Below are 19,727 nucleotides of genomic sequence, written 5' to 3'. Positions count from 1 at the left end.
CCATGGGCGGCGATGCTGCGCTACATCAGCCACCGCATCGCACCCACCATCGGCCCCTTCAGGCCTCCGAATAGGCTCCCGGGGACTGGGTAACCGCCGGATTTAGGATGAGAGTTTTCTCGGCGTTACTTGAGGCGTTGGCGGCTCATGGCTTTGCACAGGGTTGAGTCGCGTCCTCTGGAGTCGATGTGGCTTTGCCATCTCGACTCAATCCCCCGCAGGGGGCGGGCGGGGCGCAGTCCGGCCCTGGGGGCTCTTCACGCAACAACAACACGATCAACACCAGCATCGCGCAGGTCAGGAACATCACGGCCTTGGCCTGTCCGTTCCAGATCTCCGACTGCCACATGCAGAACCATTCGCCACCGACCACGACGAAGCCGACGAAGTACATCAGGAAGACCAAGGTCAAGCCGCAGGCTGCAAGCGACTTGGCCGCGATGAACTCGCCCCGGTCGCGGCGTGCACGGAACAGCTTCCATGCGCCTGTGAGGCAGAGCGCGCTCATCACCCATTCGGTCGCGATGATCATCCAGTAGCCCAGCGCCTGGACCGTCGGGTTGGTGATCGCGCGGTACTTCAATGCGTTGTCGGGGAACACGGTGTCCATCGACAGCACGTGCTGCACGAAGTGCCAGTTCGAGTCGTAGTCGAGGATGTTGTCGGCAGCGATGAGCAGCGCCCACAGCCCGACGGCGAACACCATCGATGTCTTCAGCAGCCGGATGGTCATGTCAGAACGTCGCCTGGAACGGCACGCCACCCGCGACCTGGCATTCGCCGCTGCCCCCACCGGACATGCCCGCTTCCGGCCGGTTCATCTGCAAACGACAGCGCATCGATCGGCCCGTCGCGCTCTTCAGGTTGGCGATGACCTTGCCGCTGTAGGCGGTCGCGAACTGCACCGTGTCGTAGCCGCCCATGCCGGTCCACCCACCATACGGCCAGTCGGACCATCCCATCGGCCATGCGTCCCACATCGGCGCCAACGCCTCCGTCACCGTCTGCTGCGTGACTTGCATGAAGCGGCCCTGGTAGGTCGCGTCGGACGTCGTCGCCGTCATGCTGCCGTCGATGGAGCCGTCGCGGCTTTGCCAGGAGAACAGCACGGGCTGCACCGGCTTGCCCTTCTGCACGATATCGCCGCCGCCCATGCCGCTGCTGGCGCAGCCACTGAGCAAGGAGAAGGAAACTGCCATGGCGGTAGCCGCCAGCAGCGGTGCGATCTTGAAAGTCATGATGTGTTGTTCAGGTGAAATGGATGAAGTTGCACGGATCGTATTTCTTGAAACCGCACGCGTGTTGTCCGCCCGTCCCGCTTCTTGCCTGCGCAGGTCAGGACATCGACCCGGCGCCCCACGCGCAGGCCGCGAGCGCCAGCGCACCGACGAGGTCCGTGAGCATCGCGAAGTTCTCGCGTGCATTGCGGTGCGGCTGCATGGCATGGTTGATGCCGGCAAGGCCGAGGAACACGGCGCCGGCAACCGCAACGGGCGCAGCCCACGCGGGCCACCACAGGCTCAGGATGCCGATGGTGCCGAAGGCGGTATTGGCAAAGCCGAGTTCGCGCACGAGGAGCAGTGCGTCGTCGCCCTCGATGCCCAGGATGTTGCGCGCTGTGAACGCCGGGTTCAGCATCTGTCGCAGACCCGCGCTGCCGAGGCGCGCGCCGACCATCCAGAACGCGAACCAACGCAATGCAAGGGCCCAGTCCAGCGTCGCATGATGCGCGAGCACCGCGAACGCGATGCTCGCCACCGGCGCGACAAACATGAGAGCGGCAACGATGATGTAGTAAGTCATGGCCTTCGTTCGATCGATGAAGCTTGCGAGGGCTCGGTCAGCTCACGCAGCGGCAAGAAGAAGCGCGCCGCCGCAAGCCCCAGCGCGCCGCCCAGCAGCGTCTCCCAAAGCCGCGCAGACAACAGCAGCACCGAATGCTCGCCGCTGGCTGCGAGCGTGACCACCAGCGTGAAGGTGTAGGCGCCGCAGGCCACGTCGTAGCGCTCGGGCAGCGCCACGGCATAGACGATCATGGCCAGGGCCGCGGCGGCCCACACCGCGATGGCGACATGTTCGGCCAATGGCAGGCATGCAAGGCCCAGCGGCAGCCCGATGGCGGTGCCGATCACGCGCTGGCGGATGCGCGCCACCGTGCCTGCCGAGGTGTTGGCGATGACGAAAGTGCAGGCGGCCAGGGCCCACACAGATTCGGTGAGGCCGAGCGTGCCGTCGAGCACCACGATGGCCAAGGCCGCAAGCGCGGCCTGCAGTCCCATCACTGTCTCGGTCTGGAGCCAGCGCCGCGGCTCGACAGCCGGCGCAGGCACCGCGGGCACCGGTTGCTCGGCCGGCCCGCTGAGCATGCGCGGGACGATGGAGGCCACGGCGGCGATGAGCCCTGCGACGGCGATCGTCGGGAAGTCCGCTCCAGTCAGTTGAAGCCCGTAAGCCAGCAGTTGCCCGATGAAGAACTGCGCACCGATGCCGCAGCCCAGGACACCCCAGCGCTTGCCATGGCCGACGACAAAGGCGCCGAGCACCAGCGTCGCTTCGGGCAGCACCGAACCGCCATGCGAGAGCCACGGCGTGAGCGCGGCGGTGAAGGCTGCGCCGACGACGGCACTGGCCGCCAGCAAGCCGAGGTCGCGTGCCGATTCAAGACGCGTCGCACGGCCTTCGCAAACGCTGGCCCACAACGCGAAGCCGCCCGCCAAGAGGGCGAGCCTCGCATGTTCGGGGGATGCGCCGGCCGCGGAAAGTGCCGCGCCCATCAATGCGGCAATGCCGTAGGCCGTGACCAGCCGCAATCCCTTGACCCGGCGATGCGAGCCGGGGTCGATACGGTCCAGCCAACCGATGGCGGACGCCAACTGCACGCGGCTCACCGCGATGCCTCTCTCTGGCACGCGGGTCACCGCGGCGCCTCTTCGTCCCGCATGCGTGTCACCGCGCTGCCTCGCTCTTACCAACGGCGGCCCTGGTGGAACTCGTCGGCGATCGCGATCTCGTTCTGTGCCTGCTGCAGCAGCTCAACCGCGCGACCGGCGTGGCCGCCGAAGGTCGGGCCGTTCACGTTCTGCGCGGAGCGGATGTGGTTGATGGCTGCCTGCATCGCGTTCTCGGCTTGCTGGAAGTTGGGATGCGACAGCGCGAACGACGCGGCGCAGGCGCTCAGGGATGCGATGCACAGGACGCCAAGGACGAAGCCCTTGATCTGATGTTTCATGTTGCTCATTTCGGGACCTCGTTGGTGGGTGATGAAGGAATGAATGCGTACGACAACGTACGTCGTTGAATTTAGGAGTGGCGGGCGATGCGAAGTGGTGCATGCATCCCAATTCGTGCCCCAGCGTCCCGGCGCGTCTCGCTGCATTCCCGCACGGCCTTCGCGACCTGATGCGGCCTTGCGTTCGGGCGCAGGACAAGGCGGAGCGCCGCAGACAGTGCTGTAGCACGGCAAGGCGCTTCAACGCAGTCATGCGCTCGAAGGCAAGGCCGCATGAAACGCTGGAGCATGAATTGGGACGTTGCGGACACACGCCGGCTGCTTCGATTCCTACCATTTCTTCACCGCGCCAATGCAGCTTCGCGCCGCGCGGCACACCTGTCCAAACCAACCCGCGGGCACTGCCCGCCCCAAGAGGAAAACTCGACATGAACGCCCTTCCCGCTCCCCTCCTCCAGCCCGCGAAACGCGACAACGGGAAGCCCCTGGCGGTCCTCGCCGTCGGCACGGCCGCGCTGTTCTGCGCCTTGGCCGTGCGCGCCGCCGACGGCCCGGCCATCCACATCAACGATGCTGGCGTCGCGTACGCCAGCGGCGGCATCGGCGTGGGCGAGGCCCGGCTGATGAAGCAAGCTGCCAACCAATGGCCGGCGAGCTTCGAATTCGCCATCCGCGATGGCAAGGGCGCCGCTTTTGCAGCCGACGTCATCGTCAACGTGCGCGACAAGTCAGGCGCCACGGTGATGGCCGACGTGGTCTCGCACGGCCCGTTCCTGGTCGCGCGCCTGCAGCCGGGCCGCTATGACGTGCAGGCCACGCTCGCCGGCCGCACGCTGAGCCAGCGCATCAACGTGCGCGCCAATTCGCCGACGCACAGCCTCTTCGTGTGGCCGGCCGGCACCGACATGAGCGTGGGTTCCTGAAGTGAGCCTCGAGGTGATCGTCAGCACGGCACGGCCGAAGCGGGAGGAGTCGATCATCCGCATTCCCGCACTCGGCCTCACCGTTCGCGTGCGCTTTCCGTTCGAGCCCGAGAAGGCCCAGTGCACCGTGATCGAGACCACGAACGCCGCGGGCTTCGGCCCGCCGCTGCACCGGCGCACCGAATCCGAGACCTTCCAGATCGTGACCGGCCGCTACCTGTTCGAGGTCGATGGCCGGCGCTTCATCGCGCGGCGCGGCGACCTGGTGCGCGTGCCCGCCGGCGCGGCACGGGCCTTCGTCAACGTGACGGGCACCGGCGCGCGCCAGCAAGTCATCATCGAACCCGGCATCGATGCCGCACAGTTCTTTCGCGAACTGGCCGCGCTGCTCGACAACAGTGGCGTCGACCGCGCTGTACTGCGCCGCTTCGGCCAACGCTGGGGCGTGGCGCTGCTGGGACCGTCGCTCAAGCTGACGCGCTCCGAATTCGATGACGGCGGTGCGGCATGACCGGATCGGTCTTCGTCGAGTTGCGCTTCTGGATCGCGGTGATCGTGTCGTTCGTCGTGCCGTTGTGCCTGTACCTGTCATTGCGAAAACGCCGTGCGATCTCGCCGACCTCGGTGTTCTGGCTCGGCGTCACCTTGATCGTGATCGCTGCGGCCGACGTGTGCATGCTGCATGGCCTGCAGGTGGCGGCCAGCACGTCGACCTCGCGCTTCGACAACTTCTTCGACTCGGAACTGGCGGTGGGCTTCTATCTGATCCCGGCCCTGTTTGGCGGCATCGGCATCGACCTGGTGTCGAGCGTGTTCCGCCGCCACCTCGAGGCGGCGGAACACCGCCACAAGTCGGAAAGAAAGACGCGCTGAAGCGACCGGCGGCTCAGTGGCAGAGCGAACTCAGCCATCGATCGAAGCGGTCTTCCGCGCCGCCGGCCGTGGGCAGCCGGACCATTTCGGTGGCACGCGGCACTTCGCGCGGGCTATAGCCGAACTGCGCACGGAAGGCCTTGCTGAAATGCGCGGCGCTCTTGAAGCCGTGGTCCTCGGCCAGCCGCGCGATCGGCTGCCGGTCGCTGGACTGCGCCAGGATCTGGTGTACGCGCGCCAACCGCCGTTCCTTGATGTACTGCGACACGCCGCCGAGCGGTTCGAACAGCCGGTACAGCGTCGAGCGCGACACGCGCAGCAGCTTGCACAGAGGCGCTGCCGCCAGGTCCGTTTCAGCCAGGTTGTCCTCGATGTGGCGGCGCGCACGGCGCAACAGTGCGCCATCGATCGCGACACCCGTCGTCAGCGGATCGATGGCCGTCGGCGCCAGGCTCGCGGCCACCAGGCCGACCGTGGCCGCGGACAGCGCCGGCAGTTCTTCCGGCGCAGCGTCGGGCAAGCCCTGCAGCAGCGCCGCGAGGTGATCCGACAGCAGGTGGGCGCAGGCGTTGTCGGGCGAAATTCCATGCAGCCGCATCGGCTGCGGCAAGGCCGCGTCCAGCGTGTCGCGCGGGATGTAGAGCACCGAGCTGGTGCAGGCGGATTCACTTTCTTCCGGCAGCGCCATGTCGGTGATGACGAAGCGCCCTGGTGCCAGCGACACCTGCTGCCCTGCCGCGTCGAGGTGGAATTCGCCATCTCGCACCAGCAGCAGCCGGTAGTGGTCGAGTTGGTCGGACTGGATGTTGCGCTCGCGGCGCATGCGCGTCTGCATCGGACCGAAGGTGGCGGCACCGACGATCAGCTCGGACATCCGCCACATCGTCACGTCGGCATGAAAGTGCGCCTCGTCCGCGTCGTCGGCAAGCCGCATGTCCCAGCTCTGCGAGAGCGAGCCGCGCCAGTAGTCCAACGCCTCCCGCGCAGACGTGGCGCGGGAATCGAAGCGCATGTGGGGGAGTCGGGAGTGGCACGCGAGAGTCATGCTGAACACCGTGTGAAAGCGATGGGGAAATTCTAGGAATCGGCATGCGAGACGTCTCGACACGGCGTGTCAGTTCTTGCCTGGGCGTCTCATGCGGCCTTGCACAGCGTCTCAATCCCTCAGCAAACGCAGCCATTTGTCAAAGGCGGCCTGCCCCGCGCCGGGCGTGCCGGCGGGTTCGCTCGCCAGCAAGCGCCCGCGCTGGCGCACTTCATTGGGGCTGTAGCCGTACTGCTCGCGAAAGGCGCGGCTGAAATGCGTGGTGCTCCTGAAACCGTGGTCCTCGGCGATGCGGCCGAGGTATTGCCGCTGCGTCGACGACGACAGCACCGCGTGGATGCGCGCCAGCCGCCGTTCCTTGACGTAGTGCGCCACTCCGCCCAGTGGCTCGAACAGGCGGTAGATCGTCGAGCGCGACACCTTGAAGAAGGTACACAGTGCCTGCGCGGAAAGTTCCGGCTCGTTCAGGTGCAGGTCGACGTAGCGGCAGGCCTGGCGCAACAAGATGCCCTCGACGGTGGGGCGTGCGTGATCGAGCGTCTGCGCCGAAGGCACCAGGCTCGCGGCCAGCAGATTGACCGTGGCGCGCGTGAGCGCCGCCGTTTCCTTCGGCTGCAATTGCCCGGCGACGCGGGCCAGTGCGCGCAGGTGATCCGCCATCATGCGGGCCATGGCGCCGCCTGGCTGTGCGCCGTGCAGGTCGAAGCTCCGTGGCAATGCCTCGTCCAGCATCGCTCGCGGGATGAACATGACGACATTGGCGCCGCGCGTGGTCTCGTAGCGCTCCTCGCGCGCCATGTCCGACAGCACCAGTTCGCCGGCCTCGACCCTGAAGCGCCGGCCATCCGCCTCGAGGCGCAGTTCGCCCTCGGTCTGCAGGATCACGCGGTAGTGGTCGACCTGGTCATTGCGCGCGTTGCGCAGGGTGCGGGTCTGCGAGCGCGGCCCGAAAGCGCTGTCGCTCAGCAGGACAGTACCGAACTGCCAGATCGAGACGTCGTAGTCACATTCTTCAGGGCGCGTGCCCTCGGGAACCGACACATTGAACGTGCCGGCAAGACTCTGCCGCCATCGCTCGAAGCGCTCTTGCACCGGGAGCTGGCTGGACACCAGGTGCAGGCGCGCCAATCCGCCTTCCGCCATTCGCAGTCCTCCGTGTGCGGGGGGCAGTATCCGGCCCGAGCGTGTACAGAACAAGGGGCTTATGCCGTTTGCATGAACCCAAGGCACGCGGGCGTCGACTGGGCCGCGCCGGCGCTGCCGGTCAAGAGCGCCCAGGGCCGGGCTGCGCCCCGCCCGCCCCCGCGGGGATTGAGTCGAGATGGCAAAGCCACATCGACTGAAGAGCCCCCAGGGCCGGGCCATGCCCAGCCCGCCCCCCGCGGGGGATTGAGTCGAGATGGCGAAGCCACATCGACTCAAGCACTCATCAAGCGGGTGCGCAGCCTCGCCGTATCCCTCGCAGCGCGGCGACGATAGCGGCCCGGTCGCGCCCGTCATCGTGCAGGCAACGCGTTGCGAGCGTTATCTGCGCGTTCCAGGGTTGCGCCGGAACGATCGCCAACCCACTCGGCCAGCGGCGCTGCCAACTTTCGACATACGGCAGCCAGTCATCCACCAGCACGTCGCCCGGCACGGCAGCCTTGTCGTCAGTGACCGTCACGGGCACCCCCGGCAGATGTTCCCGGCACCAGGCCACCTTGTCAGCCCAGACCTGCGGCGCATCTTGCGGGCCCTTCGTAAGGACCATCACCTTGAAGCCGGCGTCACGCAGAAGGCCGAGCAAGCTGAGACCGGCCGGGCGCGGCGCAAGTGCGCGCCAGAAACCGGGCGCGGACAGCACGGCGCGACGACGTGATTCGAACTCGTCCATCGACGACAAGCTGGAAGCGCCGCCCACTGCGCCGTTGGAGGGACGCGGCTGCGCAAGCGTTGCGAGCAAGGCTGGCGTGCAGTCCGCCAGCGTGTCACCCAAGTCGATCAGCGCCAAAGGCGCGGTCTCTTGGGGATCAGCGCACGACATAGATGTGGCGGCGAAACTGTCGTGCGAAGTAGTACGCCAGGCCCAGGCGCTCTTCATCCGTGCGGTACCAGAAGAGTTCATGGCCCTCGAACATGAAGCGCTTCTTCAGCGGCGTACCGGGCGCGGGTTCGCGACACATCAGCTTCAGCCGCGTGCCGCTGCCCATGGCAATACCCGTTTCTATGAGGGTGTTGCGGTTGTCGTCGGATACGTCAGCGATGACCACCGCAGCGCGTTGAATCCTGTCGATGATCGCCTGCTGCACATTGTCCCCGGTGAGTCGCTCGCCCCGGATGCAGCGCATGTTGCTCGCGCGCTCGATCACTGTCGCAAGGTCGTCGGAATCCGCGGGGTCGCCACGCAGCGATGTCGCCAGGAAAATGTAGGCACGGCTGTCATTGCGCGGCGCCCGATCCAACGCCTCTGCAAATTCACCCAGCATTCCTTTCAACGCTGCGGAACCAGCCGCCCCAGCGGCCAACGGGAAATCCGCGCGCCGGAACGCCCCCAGCCTCAAGTCGTCGGGCGTCGCGACGCCAGGCTCGGCGAGCAGCAGTAGGGGCAGTTCCAAATTGAGCGCCAACCGCGCCTCCTGCAGGATGTACGGCGAGGTACCGCACTCCTGCGCGGCGTCGTGCGGCATCAGTGCGACGACGCCAAGCGTGGTGCGCTGGATCGCCTCGATGCGACGTTCGCCCATGTGCGCGAGATTGGGTGCGTCTCCAACCAGCCGCCAGGCCGTGCTGTCATGGATGACCTTGAAAGTCTCGCGCGCCAGTTCCGAAGGCCGGCTCCACGGTGCAGAGAGGTACACGTCCCAGGTGTTGTCGAAGCGCAGGGGTACATCGGACGCCAGCGAGCGCAGCAAACGGGCGAACGCCCGGGCGCCGCCATTGCGAAGATCGACGATCTCCGCCGTATTGAGCCAGCCCGGTGACTCGACGTCGTCGAGGCGCACGCAAACAAGCTCGAAGCCGACCTGCCCGCGCTGCTCGTTGCACGCGACCTCGTACTCGTTGCGACACCAAGTCGATCGTGTCCAGGCCTCGGACAGGCAAATCAACGCGCCGCGTGCGTTGCCGATGGCCCCGGCCAGCAGTTCAGTAGAGCGCCGCGCCGCATTGCCCTCGGCCGCGTCGAACCAGACGCGAAGGCCGCAGACACGCTTGAGCAGGTCGACGAGCGGTACCACACGCGCGACATCGTCGTGACCGTAACTCACGAAGAAATCATCAGCCCGCTTCTGTAGCTTGATGGCGCCCATGGTCCAGGATGCTGCCCTAAAAGGTGCGCTGCAGGAAGTCCTTGCGAAAGAATGCAACCGCTTCGCGACCCGCCCACCAGCGGACACCGCGACGTCTGCCGCATCACGCGAGAGTGCAGCCGGAGTCGAGACGTACTCGTGCACTCAGTCGCGTGAGGGTCGCCGGAACTGGCCCGGTCACCGCTGGCGCCCCAAAAAGTCCTGAGGGGCTCGCGGCTCGTTGCGATCAGCACCACGAGGATGCCGCACGGCCCCGAACTGCGATTGCGCCACGCGTGGCGCGGTCCGATGCGCGAAATGGATGCGGATACCGTTCGCGAGCATCCACGACCAGAGAATTCCTGCTTGCTCGCCCTGCGTGACGGAGTGGGTCGACACGAGAGCGGCCGAAGCTGTGCCAGCCAGGTATCGTGCCGCCTTGACATACCCGCCGGCAACGAAATCCAGGCTGACCGAATCTTTCACACCGTGCAAGGCAACTGCAGCCCCCAGCAGGCGTTCGGCGAGGCCGCACCCCCCGCATTGGGGATGCGCGCCAGGGCTTGCTCTGCGACCGTGCGTCTGACGCTCGTGAACAGCGTCACCAATGCATGATCGAGGAGAAACACATGTGCGCTGCAGAAAACAAGGACATCGTCCTTGCCATGTACCGGGCCCTGAATTCCGGCGATCGCGCTGGCTACTACGCCAGATGGCATGACGACGTGGAAGTCACATACTTTGGCAGCCACCATCTCGCACGGACGTATCACGGGAAGAAGGACTTCCTTGACAACTTCGTCCCTGCACTGAGGGCTCGGCTGGACGGTACGATCAAACTGGACATACACAATGTCGTGGCTGAAGGTGATCAGGTCGTCGTCGAAGGCCGTGGTACGTCTCAGACAAAAGATGGCCTGCCCTACAACAATACGTACTGCATCGTGCTGAAGCTTCGTGATGGATTGATCGTGCAGATTCGCGAGTACATGGATACGGAATTGACCAAGAGCATCTTTGGGTAGGCCTCGATCGAGTTTGTCGCGGACCAAGGCACCAATCGCCTGTCAATCCGCCTCAGGATTGGCATTGGGCATCGGTCGCTTGCGACAGAACGACCCGAGCGAGACAATCCCGCAATCGGCGCGATGGCTCTGTTGCACCGATTGCAGGAAGCACAAGGCGCCACTTCGCCGCCCACGGTCGTCGAGGGGATCCCATGGAATGGTGCAGTAGCGAAAATCCGAATCCGCCCAAGCATTCCAGCTTCGATCTTCCTTTGTCGTTGCTGAAGGAATACAAATCTGCAACGATCATTTATTCCGACCTGTGCAACTACATGGCGCTGACAGCCCGCCTCGACAGCGAAGTCGTCGCCGAGTTGACGGCCCGCATCCGTGATACTGCAAAGAAGATCGTCGGACGCCACGGAGGGCTGGTGAACCGATGCGCCGGCGACGACGTCATGGTCCTTTTCGGCGTTCCGAGCGTCGATGTCGGCTTCCACGATGCCGCGGGAGCCGTCAGATCGATGCTGGAGTTGCATCGAGCCGTCGACCAGTTGTCGCTCGAGTTGAATCCGGGTATCGGTCAGGTCTTGGCCTTGCACACCGGGATCGAATCGGGCGATGTCTTCGCGAAGCTCAGTGAAGACGGGGCAGACGGCAAATACGTTATCGCGGGCATTGTGGCCAATTTGGCGAGAAGGCTCTGCGAATCTGCGACACCCGGTCAGATACTGCTGGGTCGCCAAACTTGGAACTGGGTGAAAGGACAGTTCGACTTTGCGCCCGTGAAAGAGATGACGGCCAAAGGAATTGAAGGGGCGATTCCGGTCTACCAAGTGCTGAATGCAACGCTCAAGACGCCGCCGATTTTCGGGCGCGACGGGGAACTTCGCGAGTTTATGCGGGCGGCGCAGGCGTGCTTGGACAAACGGACGGGACGCGTCGTGGTCGTTCGGGGCGAGGCGGGCATCGGGAAGAGCCGACTGGCACTCGAGTACGCCATTTGTGCTGGCGGACTGGGATACCTTTGCCTCTTGACCGCGGTACCGGAATTCAGGGACCGACGCGACGCCTTCCGACACCTGACGCGCAGGTTGCTGGGGCTCCCAATCGAGGCAGGGGAAGAACGCTGTCGCGAAGAGATCCAGCGACTGGTCGACGATCCTCGATTCGATGCGGATTTGGCCATACCTCTGTTCGACCTGTTGGGTGTACCCATCGGCCCCTCAGAAAGCGCACTGCTTGCGGCAATGAGCCCTTCATCGCTTGGCGCAGCCTGCGACCGGACGATTTGCGCCTTGCTTGAGAGGGCCTGCGACCAGTCACCAGTCTTGCTCGATCTGGAAGACGTTCATTGGGCCAACGAATGGGTTCTCGCAAGAATCGCGGCAATTGCCGCCCTCACGGTCAGGCTCCCCTTGCTCCTGGTCATGACCACCCGCACCGTCGATGGAGCGACCGAGAGTTCATGGCGAACGGCCTTGCCCTCACCACGAATGATCATCGAAGACTGCCGACTTGATCCTCTCGCCAAGGCGGACTCGCTTCTGATGGCGTCGAGCACCCCTTGCGCGTCGAAAGAGATGCGCGATCGATGCGTCGAGCTCGCGGATGGCAGTCCATTGCTTTTGATCCATTTGCTACTCGCTGTCGACGAGCTTGATCCTCAAAGCTTGCCGCGAACGATCAAGGCCTTGGCGCAAGCACGCGCCGACCAACTCCATCCAAGCGACAAGTTTGCGCTTCAGGCGGCTTCGGTGCTTGGCCAGACTTTCGACCTCGAAGCACTCCGACACGTCTCTGGAAATCAACAGTTCGATTGCACAGGGTTGATCCAGCGCCGACTGATCGAGCCGACGGAACACGGATTGGCTTTCAACCATGCACTCATCCTCGAGGGTGTCTACTCATCCTTGCTCAGGAGTTCCAAAGGGCAGTTGCACATTCGAGCCGCCGAGTGGTTTGAGCCGCGCAATGCTGACTTGGCGGCATGGCATTTTGAGAACGCGGACGATGGTCGATGCGTTGCAGCGTATCTGAGGGCGAGCGCTGTTTGTTCCTCGCAGTACCAGTTCATGGATGCCCTCGAACACGCCGAGCATGCCTCGAAGTACGCAGAGAAGTATCCTGCTCCGCGGACCGATCTTCTTGAGATTCGTCTGACGATGGCGCGCTTGCTAATTGAGTTGGGCCGCGCTTCCGAGGCAGTGAAGGTGTGTAACGCTGCACTGGAGCTATGCGTGGGAGCTGCCGAGAATGCAAGAGGGCTGATCCTGCAAGCGGCAGCAATGCGATTGGTCGATCGCATCGACGACGGTTTTTCAGCGCTGCGAGCGGCCAGGCCCTTGGCAAAGCGCGCGGACCTCAATGCTGAACTTTCTCAACTTCACCACTTGCGGGGAAATCTGCGATTTCCGAGCGGCGACTCAGTAAGGTGCGTGCAAGAACACAGGATAGCCCTCAAGTACGCCAGGAGAGCCTCTTCATTGTTGGACGAGGCCGCGGCGCTTGGTGGCTTGGGCGACGCGGAGTATCTTCGTGGACGCATGGCTTCGGCCCATGAGCAGTTCGTGAAGTGCGTGTCACTATCAAAGGAACATGGCTTCGGTCGGCTCGAGGTGGCCAATCTCCCGATGGTCGGGTGGACATTTCTGTACCTGAACGAAATGGACCAAGCGGTCGACGTGGGTCACGAAGCCTTGGATTTCGCGGAACGCTCGTCACAGCTTCGCGCCAAGTTGTTGGCATCGTTGCTCATCTTGTGGGTGGATGGACTCATCAGACGCAGAGACAGCGTCACGCAAAAAGAGTTCGATGATGCGCTGCAGTTGGCTCGCTCACTTGGCGCCAATCGCTTCGAGGTTCAGATTCTCGCGATGTTGGCCTTGTTCAGTCTGAGGAATGGCCGCCGGGGACAGGCGAAACCCCTGATCGACCAGGCGCTGGCCATCTGCCGACAGGACACGACGAAGTACATCGGCCCCTGGGTCTACGGGGTCCAAGCCATGGTGGAGACTGGTCCGGCTCAGCGTTCGGGTGCCATTGCCGCCGGAAACCGCCTGCTGGCGGACGGATGCGTCAGTCACAACCACATCCTTTTTCGCGAGCTTGCAATCGAGAGTGCGTTGGAATCGGGCGATTGGGCTTCCGCCGAGGGAACATGCGAGGACCTCAAGAGGTATACAGCGAGTCAGCACCTCCCGTACTGTGAGTATCTGATCGAACGAGGTTTCGCGCTCTGTCGCTGGGGTCGAGGTCATCGGATGCCGAGCGATCGAGCAAGACTCGCGGTGCTGCGAGCTGAAGCGGAGGCGCACGACTTGAAGTCCACCACGCCAGCATTTGACCGTGCGCTGGCAGCGAGCGAAGGAGAACTGCACGCGAACGAGCCGAATGACCAGATCATGAAGTGAATGGCGCGCGGAACTTGAAATTCTTCCGCCTCGAATACAAGAAATCCTGGCAGCCCATCGCTTACTTCTGCGAGGGGCTGTCCGCGTAGCGGTCCGCACCCGAAGGCGCGTGCTCGACCTCGCATCCGTCGGCCGGGTTCACCAGGGAGTAGACGAAGAACGATGGGCGTTGGGCCGCTATCGGACGCTGGTGCCAGGTGTGGGTCGTCTGCGCCTCGAGGTCATCGAGGATCGCGTTGATCGTTCGCACGAGGGCGAGCGTTGTACCGTGGAAGATGTAGAACTTGGGGCTGCCCGCCGGAATCGTCGCAAGGTCGATGTCCAGGTAGGCCGGCTCCTTGCGTTCCAACCCCGTCATCCAGTAGACGATGGCAATCCAGGCGCCAGTCGCGACCAGGAGGGTGATCGCAAGCAAGACGCGACGCAGCGTCAAGACCCCGCCGCCCCCTTCGCCGCAGCCTTCCGCTTCCGATACTCCGCAAACTGCGTATCCGCCAGCACCCCGATCAGGATCACCGACCCCATCACCGCGAAGTTGAGCGAACTCGGAATCCCCAGCAGATTGACCAGGTTCTGCAGGATCTGCAGCAGGATCGTCCCGAGCACCACGCCGACGATCGAACCCTCCCCCCCGCGCAGCGAGAAGCCGCCCAGCACCGATGCGGCAATCGCATACAGCTCGTAGAAATTGCCGTGCGACGAAGGCGAGATCGAGCGCGTGTACATCGCGAAGAAGATCGCCGAGATCGCAGTCAGCACGCCGCAGATCACATACGACGCGACGATCACACGGTTCGTAGGCACGCCCGAATAGCGCGCCGCTTCCTCGTTCTTGCCAACGGCGAACAGGTAGCGCCCGAACACCGAGCGGTGCAGCACGACCCACATCACGATGGCGATCACGACAAACGCGAACATCGAATGCGGTATGCCGAAGGTCCTGCCCGTCGTCAGCCATTCCAGCGTCGGAAAGCTGTCGCCGAAGGCAAAGCCCGCGGTCCCGTCCGCGGTGTAGTAGCGCGCCGCGCCGCGATAGATCAGCAGGCCGCACAGCGTCACGATGAAGGGCTGCAACTTCAGCCTGGTGATCAGCAGCCCGTGCGCAAGCCCCATCAACGCGCCAAGCACGAGCATCAGCCCCAGCGCCACCGGCCAGGGGACGCCGTGGTTCACCATCAGGTCGACGAACAGCACGCCCAGCAGCGCGATGATCGAACCCACCGACAGCTCGATCCCGCCGGTGATGATGACGAAGGCCTGCCCGATCGCGAAGATGCCGAACAAGCCCACGAGATTCGCGGTATTGGCGATGTTGATCGGCGAGATGAACAGCGGGTTGATGATCGCGACGACCGTGCCGACGACCAGGATCAGGATCAGCAGGCCGATGTCTTTCTTGAGCATTTGTCGTAAGCCTCAGTGGACCGTCTTGCCGACCGCGAGCCGAAGGATCTCGTGCTCACTGAACTCGGAGCGCTCGAGGAACCCGCTGATGGCGCCCTCATGCATCACCGCGATGCGATCGCTGACCCCGATCACTTCTTCCATGTCGCTGGAGATCATCAGGATCGCGACCCCGGCGTCGGCCAGGTCGCGCAGCATCTGGTAGATCTCGCTCTTGGCGCCTACGTCGACGCCGCGTGTGGGCTCGTCGCAGATCAGCACGCGAGGATTCATCGTCAGCCACTTGGCCAGCACGACCTTCTGCTGGTTGCCGCCGGACAGCGTTCCGGTGTGGACGCGAACTGACGCGGCGCGAATGCCGAGCCGCTCCTTCTGGCGCTCAGCCATCGCGAGCGCCTCGCCCTCTTGCACCAGCCCGCCCCTGGAAGTCCGATGAAGGTTGGGCAGCAGGATGTTCTCGCTGATGGAGTCGTCGAGCAGCAGGCCGCATTGCTTGCGGTCTTCGGGCACGAGGAAGATGCCGTGCGCGATCGCGTCGCGCGGCGTCGTGAATCGAACGCTCCCGCCGTCGAGCGTCAATGCGCCGGCGACGAGCGTGTCGATGCCTGCCAGTGCGCGAGCCAGTTCGGTTCGACCGGCGCCGATCAAGCCCGCCATGCCCAGGATCTCACCGCGCCGCAGCGTCAGCGAAACGGGCCGGCCAGGCCATGTCCGGGTCTGCGCCGCGTCGATCTCCAGCACCCCGGCGCCGGGCGGCGAGGCGGGCGGCAAGTACAGCGCCTTGAGGTCACGGCCGATCATCATTCGGATCATGGCCGCGTGCGAGATTTGCTCGTGCGCCAGTTCGCCGACGTTCTTGCCGTCGCGCAGCACGACGACCCGGTCCGCGCATTCGCACAGCTCGTTCAGGCGGTGCGAGATGAAGATGACGCTGACGCCGCGGGCCTTCAGGTCGGCGATGACGCGCATCAGGCGGTCGGTCTCCGACAACGTCAGGCTGGACGTTGGCTCGTCCATGATCACCAGGCGCGAGTTCAACGACAGCGCCTTGGCAATCTCCAGCAGTTGGCGTTGCGCGATCGACAGTTCCGAGACCGGCGTGTCCGGCCTGAAGTCCACGCCCAGCACGTCGAGATAAGGACGCGTCTGGTCATGCAGCTTCCTGCGATCGACAAGCTTGAGAAAGCCGCCGTACAGCGGCTCCCGGCCGATGAAGACGTTGGCCGCCGCATCGAGGTTCTCGAACAGGTTGAGTTCCTGGTGCACGAAGGCAATGCCGGCAGCGAGCGCGTCGGCCACCGACAAGGCGTCGACCTGGTTCGCATCGACATGGATTGCGCCGGATGACGGCGCGACCACCCCGCCGAGAACCTTCATCAGCGTCGACTTGCCGGCGCCGTTTTCACCGACCAGGCCAATGACCTCGCCACGTGAGACCTCCAGCGAAACCTGGTCGAGCGCGGTGACGCCGGGGTAGGACTTGGTGATTCCGACGAGTCGAAGAAAGGGCTCGGTCATCGTGCAATCGCTGTGGGCCTGCTGCCGCAGCGGCCCCTTCCTGTCGGCAAGATGGCCAGCGAATGCACGGGTGAACGTACCGCCAGGCGTGTCACCCGCACCCGCTTGCCTTGCACCACGACTACTTGCCCAGCGTCGCCTTGAGGTTGGCCGAGAATGCATCGACGTTGGATTTGTCGATGACCTTGGTCGGCACGATGATGAGCTTGTCCGCCGGAATCTTGGACTTGTCGCCTTCCAGGTAGGCCGCCATCAGCTTCATGCCCTGGTAGCCCCATTCGTAAGGCTGCTGCACGACCGTGCCGGCAAAGCTGCCGTCCTTGACGGCGCCCAGCGTGATCGGGTCTTCGTCGAACGCGATCACGGTGATCTTGCCGACCTTGTTCGCCGCCTTCAGCGCCTCGTAGATCTTTGGCGGGTTGTAGGAGTAGAAGCCGACCATGCAGTTGATCTCGGGCTTGGCCGCCAGCACGTCGTCGACGTTGCTGCGCGCCTTGGCGAAGTCGACATCGTCACCGCGCACGTCGACCAGTTCGATGCCCTTGCCGGCGACGGCCTTCCTGAAGCCGGCAATGCGCTCCTTGGCGTTGTCCGCGCCGAGGAAGCCGACGAAGCCCATGCACTTGGCGCCCTTGGGCAAGGCCTTCACCGCGACCTCGCCGGCCTGCTCGCCGGCCAGCGTGTTCGACGAGCCGAGGTAGGCGATGCGGTTGCTGGTCGGCGCGTCGCTGTCGGTGGTGAACAGCGGCACCTGCTTGGCGATCCGGTTGAAGGCATCGACCGATGTCTTCGGATCGACCGAGGAAATCATGATCGCGCTGGTGCCGGCGGCCACCAGGTCGTCCATCAAGGCGTTCTGCAGCGCGGCGGTGCCTTGCGCCGGGTACCTGAATTGAAGCTCGTACTTGGGCAACTCGGCCTGCGCTTTTTTCACGCCGGCCTCGGCCAGCTTCCAGAAATCGGAAGACGCGTTGACGATGAACGCCAGCTTCTTCTTTTGCTGCGCAGTGGCTTGCGTTGCAGTCAACGCGAGCGTGGCGGCGATGAGCAGAGTGGATGCGGAGCAGAGCGCGGAACGACCAGCCTTGGGCATGTATGTCTCCAATCGATTTTTGGGGAATCTGGAGACCGGGGTTCGCTCTCCAGCGGACCGCGCAAGGGCCGCGTTCGTCCGCGGGCGATGCTATGCCGAGAATGTCAAAAACTGCAAGAAGCGTTCTATTGGTGCTTACCTTAGCGCGCCCGTCGCGCCATCTCCTTGCGCAAGTCCTTTCGAACGAGCGCTGCGGCATGCCTGCGCCGCTCGTCCGGCGTGAATGGCCGCAGCGGCGTGACCTGGACCGGCTTGCGCTGCTCGTCGACCGCCACCATCGTGAAGAAGCAGCTGTTCACGTGCCGCGCCTCCTGCGTCCGGATGTTTTCCGCCACCACCTTGATCCCGACCTCCATCGACGAGGTGCCCGTGTGGTTGACCGCAGCCAGGAAAGTGACCAGTTCGCCCACGTTGATCGGCTGCCGGAAGACGACCTGGTCCACCGACATGGTGACCACGTAGCAACCCGCGTAGCGCGCCGCGCAGGCGTAGGCGACCTGATCGAGCAGTTTCAGGATCGTGCCGCCGTGCACGTTGCCCGAGAAGTTGGCGGTGTCCGGCGTCATCAGGACGCTCATCGAGAGTTGGTGCGCGGGCATGTCCATGCTTCATTGCTCCCGTTCAGAACAGCGGAACGATGCCGAACAGCCCGGCCGCGAGGATCATCACGACGACCAGCAGGAAAGCCCATTTCAGCGTGAACCGCTGGTGCGCCCCGAACTCGACACCGGCCACGCCCATGAGCACGTAGTTGGCCGCGACCAGCGGGCTGAGCTGGTGGATCGGCTGGCCGAGCAGCGAAGCCCGCGCGATGATTTCCGGCGCGATGCCATAGCCCTTGGCGGCCTCCGCCAGGATCGGCACGACGCCGAAATAGAAGGCGTCGTTCGACAGGAAGAAGGTCATCGGCGCGCTCAGCAGCGCGGTGATGAGCGGCAGGAAGTGCCCCGCCGATGTCGGGATCGACTGCACCACGCTCTGCGCGATGGCATCAGTCATCTTGGTGCCGGAGAGGATGCCGGTGAACACGCCCGCCGCGAAGATCACGGCCACCACAGATAGCGCGCTGGCCGAGTGTTCCGCGATGCGTTCCTTCTGGTCCTTGATCGACGGGAAGTTGACCGAGATCGCGATGGCGAAGGCGCCCATGAACAGCAGCGGCAAGGGCAGCACCGCCAGCACCAGGCAGACCATGAGGCCGATCGTCAGGAGCAGGTTGAAAGCCATCATTGCGCGGCTCGCCCGCGGTGCGTCGGATGCGTCGAGATCGATGTCGCCGCCAATCGGCGAAGCCTCCATGTGGAGCGCGGACACATCGATCTTCTTGAGCCGGTTGCGTTCGCGCACACCCAGGAACCAAGACACCGCGACCGTCGCGACGCAGGCCATCGCCATCGGCGGAATCAAGGGCGTGAACACCTGCGATGCCTCGAGGTGCAACGCGCTCATCACGCGCGCCGTCGGGCCGCCCCATGGCGCGATGTTCATGATGCTGTTGCTCATCATCGTTACGCACGGGAGGATCAGCGGGTTGATGCCCAGCCTGCGGTGCAGCGGCAGCATGGCCGTCACGCACAACAGGTAGGTGGTCGAACCATCGCCGTCGAGCGAGACGATCATCGCGAGCAGCGCGGAGCCGACGACGATCCGCACCGGATCGCCTTTCGACATCCTGACGATCAGCCGAATGAGCGGATCGAACAGCCCGACGTCGATCATCAGCCCGAAGTAGAGGATGGCGAAGAGCAACAGCACGCCGGTCGGCGCAATGGCGCGCAGGCCGCTGAGCACCATCGGCCCGATGTCCGCGCCGAATCCGCCGATCACGGCGAAGACCAGCGGCACGACGATCAAGGCGATGAGCGCGGTCGCTCGCCCGCTCATGATCAACGCCATGAAGACGATGATCATGGAATACGCAAGGAGGGTCAGCATGGTGTCTCTCGTTGTCCGAGT

21 protein-coding genes are annotated in these 19,727 nt (G+C 64.3%); 5 read left to right on the top strand and 16 right to left on the bottom strand.

What is annotated here, in order from left to right:
- Positions 1-145: 145 nt before the first annotated feature.
- From WKW82_RS17550 to WKW82_RS17530, 5 genes are all read right to left on the bottom strand, one after another.
- Positions 146-733, bottom strand: coding sequence for a DUF2165 family protein (locus tag WKW82_RS17550; RefSeq protein WP_340343595.1), 588 nt, complete (start codon positions 731-733; stop codon positions 146-148).
- Between the two features lies 1 nt (position 734).
- The gene (locus WKW82_RS17545; protein WP_340343594.1) at positions 735-1,238 is read right to left on the bottom strand and encodes a hypothetical protein; all 504 of its coding nucleotides are present in this window, start codon (positions 1,236-1,238) and stop codon (positions 735-737) included.
- A 97-nt stretch (positions 1,239-1,335) separates the two neighbouring features.
- Positions 1,336-1,803 carry a DUF6790 family protein gene (locus WKW82_RS17540; protein ID WP_340343593.1) on the bottom strand — a complete coding sequence of 156 codons (468 nt, stop codon included), beginning with the start codon at positions 1,801-1,803 and terminating at the stop codon, positions 1,336-1,338.
- The gene (locus WKW82_RS17535) at positions 1,800-2,918 is read right to left on the bottom strand and encodes an FUSC family protein (RefSeq protein ID WP_340343592.1); all 1,119 of its coding nucleotides are present in this window, start codon (positions 2,916-2,918) and stop codon (positions 1,800-1,802) included. Before WKW82_RS17535 ends, WKW82_RS17540 begins: the two co-directional genes overlap by 4 nt.
- A 47-nt stretch (positions 2,919-2,965) precedes the next feature.
- Complete coding sequence (locus WKW82_RS17530; RefSeq protein ID WP_340343591.1) at positions 2,966-3,238, bottom strand: hypothetical protein; 273 nt, start codon at positions 3,236-3,238, stop codon at positions 2,966-2,968.
- Positions 3,239-3,657: 419 nt separating this feature from the next.
- Between WKW82_RS17530 and WKW82_RS17525 the strand changes: the two genes are divergently transcribed.
- From WKW82_RS17525 to WKW82_RS17515, 3 genes are read left to right on the top strand one after another with little or no spacing between them, the layout of a single operon-like run.
- On the top strand, positions 3,658-4,152 hold the full coding sequence (locus WKW82_RS17525) for a hypothetical protein (RefSeq protein ID WP_340343590.1): 495 nt from the start codon (positions 3,658-3,660) through the stop codon (positions 4,150-4,152).
- Between the two features lie 13 nt (positions 4,153-4,165).
- The gene (locus WKW82_RS17520) at positions 4,166-4,663 is read left to right on the top strand and encodes a cupin domain-containing protein (RefSeq protein WP_340343589.1); all 498 of its coding nucleotides are present in this window, start codon (positions 4,166-4,168) and stop codon (positions 4,661-4,663) included.
- On the top strand, positions 4,660-5,025 hold the full coding sequence (locus tag WKW82_RS17515; RefSeq protein WP_340343588.1) for a hypothetical protein: 366 nt from the start codon (positions 4,660-4,662) through the stop codon (positions 5,023-5,025). The genes WKW82_RS17520 and WKW82_RS17515 overlap by 4 nt, the downstream gene beginning before the upstream one ends.
- Before the next feature lie 13 nt (positions 5,026-5,038).
- Here WKW82_RS17515 and WKW82_RS17510 read toward each other — a convergent pair whose 3' ends face one another.
- The 5 genes from WKW82_RS17510 to WKW82_RS40625 all read right to left on the bottom strand — a co-directional run bounded on the left by WKW82_RS17510 (position 5,039) and on the right by WKW82_RS40625 (position 9,822).
- Complete coding sequence (locus tag WKW82_RS17510; RefSeq protein ID WP_340343587.1) at positions 5,039-6,037, bottom strand: helix-turn-helix domain-containing protein; 999 nt, start codon at positions 6,035-6,037, stop codon at positions 5,039-5,041.
- Between the two features lie 144 nt (positions 6,038-6,181).
- Entirely contained in the window at positions 6,182-7,213 is a 1,032-nt protein-coding gene (locus WKW82_RS17505; protein ID WP_340343586.1) for an AraC-like ligand-binding domain-containing protein, read from the bottom strand.
- Between the two features lie 286 nt (positions 7,214-7,499).
- On the bottom strand, positions 7,500-8,060 hold the full coding sequence (locus tag WKW82_RS17500; RefSeq protein ID WP_340343585.1) for a 5' nucleotidase, NT5C type: 561 nt from the start codon (positions 8,058-8,060) through the stop codon (positions 7,500-7,502).
- Positions 8,061-8,079: 19 nt separating this feature from the next.
- Positions 8,080-9,357 (bottom strand): toll/interleukin-1 receptor domain-containing protein, encoded by a 1,278-nt coding sequence (locus WKW82_RS17495; RefSeq protein ID WP_340343584.1) that lies wholly within the window; start codon positions 9,355-9,357, stop codon positions 8,080-8,082.
- Between the two features lie 177 nt (positions 9,358-9,534).
- The gene (locus tag WKW82_RS40625; RefSeq protein WP_422823507.1) at positions 9,535-9,822 is read right to left on the bottom strand and encodes a DNA methyltransferase; all 288 of its coding nucleotides are present in this window, start codon (positions 9,820-9,822) and stop codon (positions 9,535-9,537) included.
- 143 nt (positions 9,823-9,965) lie between these two features.
- On the opposite strand from WKW82_RS40625, the gene WKW82_RS17490 reads away from it, so the two are divergent.
- On the top strand, positions 9,966-10,361 hold the full coding sequence (locus WKW82_RS17490) for a nuclear transport factor 2 family protein (RefSeq protein WP_340343583.1): 396 nt from the start codon (positions 9,966-9,968) through the stop codon (positions 10,359-10,361).
- A 194-nt stretch (positions 10,362-10,555) separates the two neighbouring features.
- On the top strand, positions 10,556-13,756 hold the full coding sequence (locus WKW82_RS17485) for an AAA family ATPase (RefSeq protein WP_340343582.1): 3,201 nt from the start codon (positions 10,556-10,558) through the stop codon (positions 13,754-13,756).
- Positions 13,757-13,817: 61 nt separating this feature from the next.
- Here WKW82_RS17485 and WKW82_RS17480 read toward each other — a convergent pair whose 3' ends face one another.
- The 6 genes from WKW82_RS17480 to WKW82_RS17455 all read right to left on the bottom strand — a co-directional run bounded on the left by WKW82_RS17480 (position 13,818) and on the right by WKW82_RS17455 (position 19,706).
- On the bottom strand, positions 13,818-14,171 hold the full coding sequence (locus WKW82_RS17480; RefSeq protein ID WP_340343581.1) for a hypothetical protein: 354 nt from the start codon (positions 14,169-14,171) through the stop codon (positions 13,818-13,820).
- A 14-nt stretch (positions 14,172-14,185) separates the two neighbouring features.
- On the bottom strand, positions 14,186-15,160 hold the full coding sequence (locus WKW82_RS17475) for an ABC transporter permease (RefSeq protein WP_340343580.1): 975 nt from the start codon (positions 15,158-15,160) through the stop codon (positions 14,186-14,188).
- 12 nt (positions 15,161-15,172) lie between these two features.
- Positions 15,173-16,678, bottom strand: coding sequence for a sugar ABC transporter ATP-binding protein (locus tag WKW82_RS17470; RefSeq protein ID WP_340343579.1), 1,506 nt, complete (start codon positions 16,676-16,678; stop codon positions 15,173-15,175).
- Between the two features lie 121 nt (positions 16,679-16,799).
- The gene (locus WKW82_RS17465) at positions 16,800-17,771 is read right to left on the bottom strand and encodes a sugar-binding protein (RefSeq protein ID WP_340343578.1); all 972 of its coding nucleotides are present in this window, start codon (positions 17,769-17,771) and stop codon (positions 16,800-16,802) included.
- 140 nt (positions 17,772-17,911) lie between these two features.
- Complete coding sequence (locus tag WKW82_RS17460; protein ID WP_340343577.1) at positions 17,912-18,376, bottom strand: acyl-CoA thioesterase; 465 nt, start codon at positions 18,374-18,376, stop codon at positions 17,912-17,914.
- 16 nt (positions 18,377-18,392) lie between these two features.
- Positions 18,393-19,706, bottom strand: coding sequence for a CitMHS family transporter (locus WKW82_RS17455; RefSeq protein WP_340343576.1), 1,314 nt, complete (start codon positions 19,704-19,706; stop codon positions 18,393-18,395).
- Between the last annotated feature and the right edge of the window lie 21 nt (positions 19,707-19,727).

The organism is Variovorax rhizosphaerae, assembly GCF_037889975.1.
Classification (GTDB): Bacteria; Pseudomonadota; Gammaproteobacteria; order Burkholderiales; family Burkholderiaceae_C; genus Variovorax; species Variovorax rhizosphaerae.
This window is presented reverse-complemented; position numbering and strand designations above follow the sequence as displayed.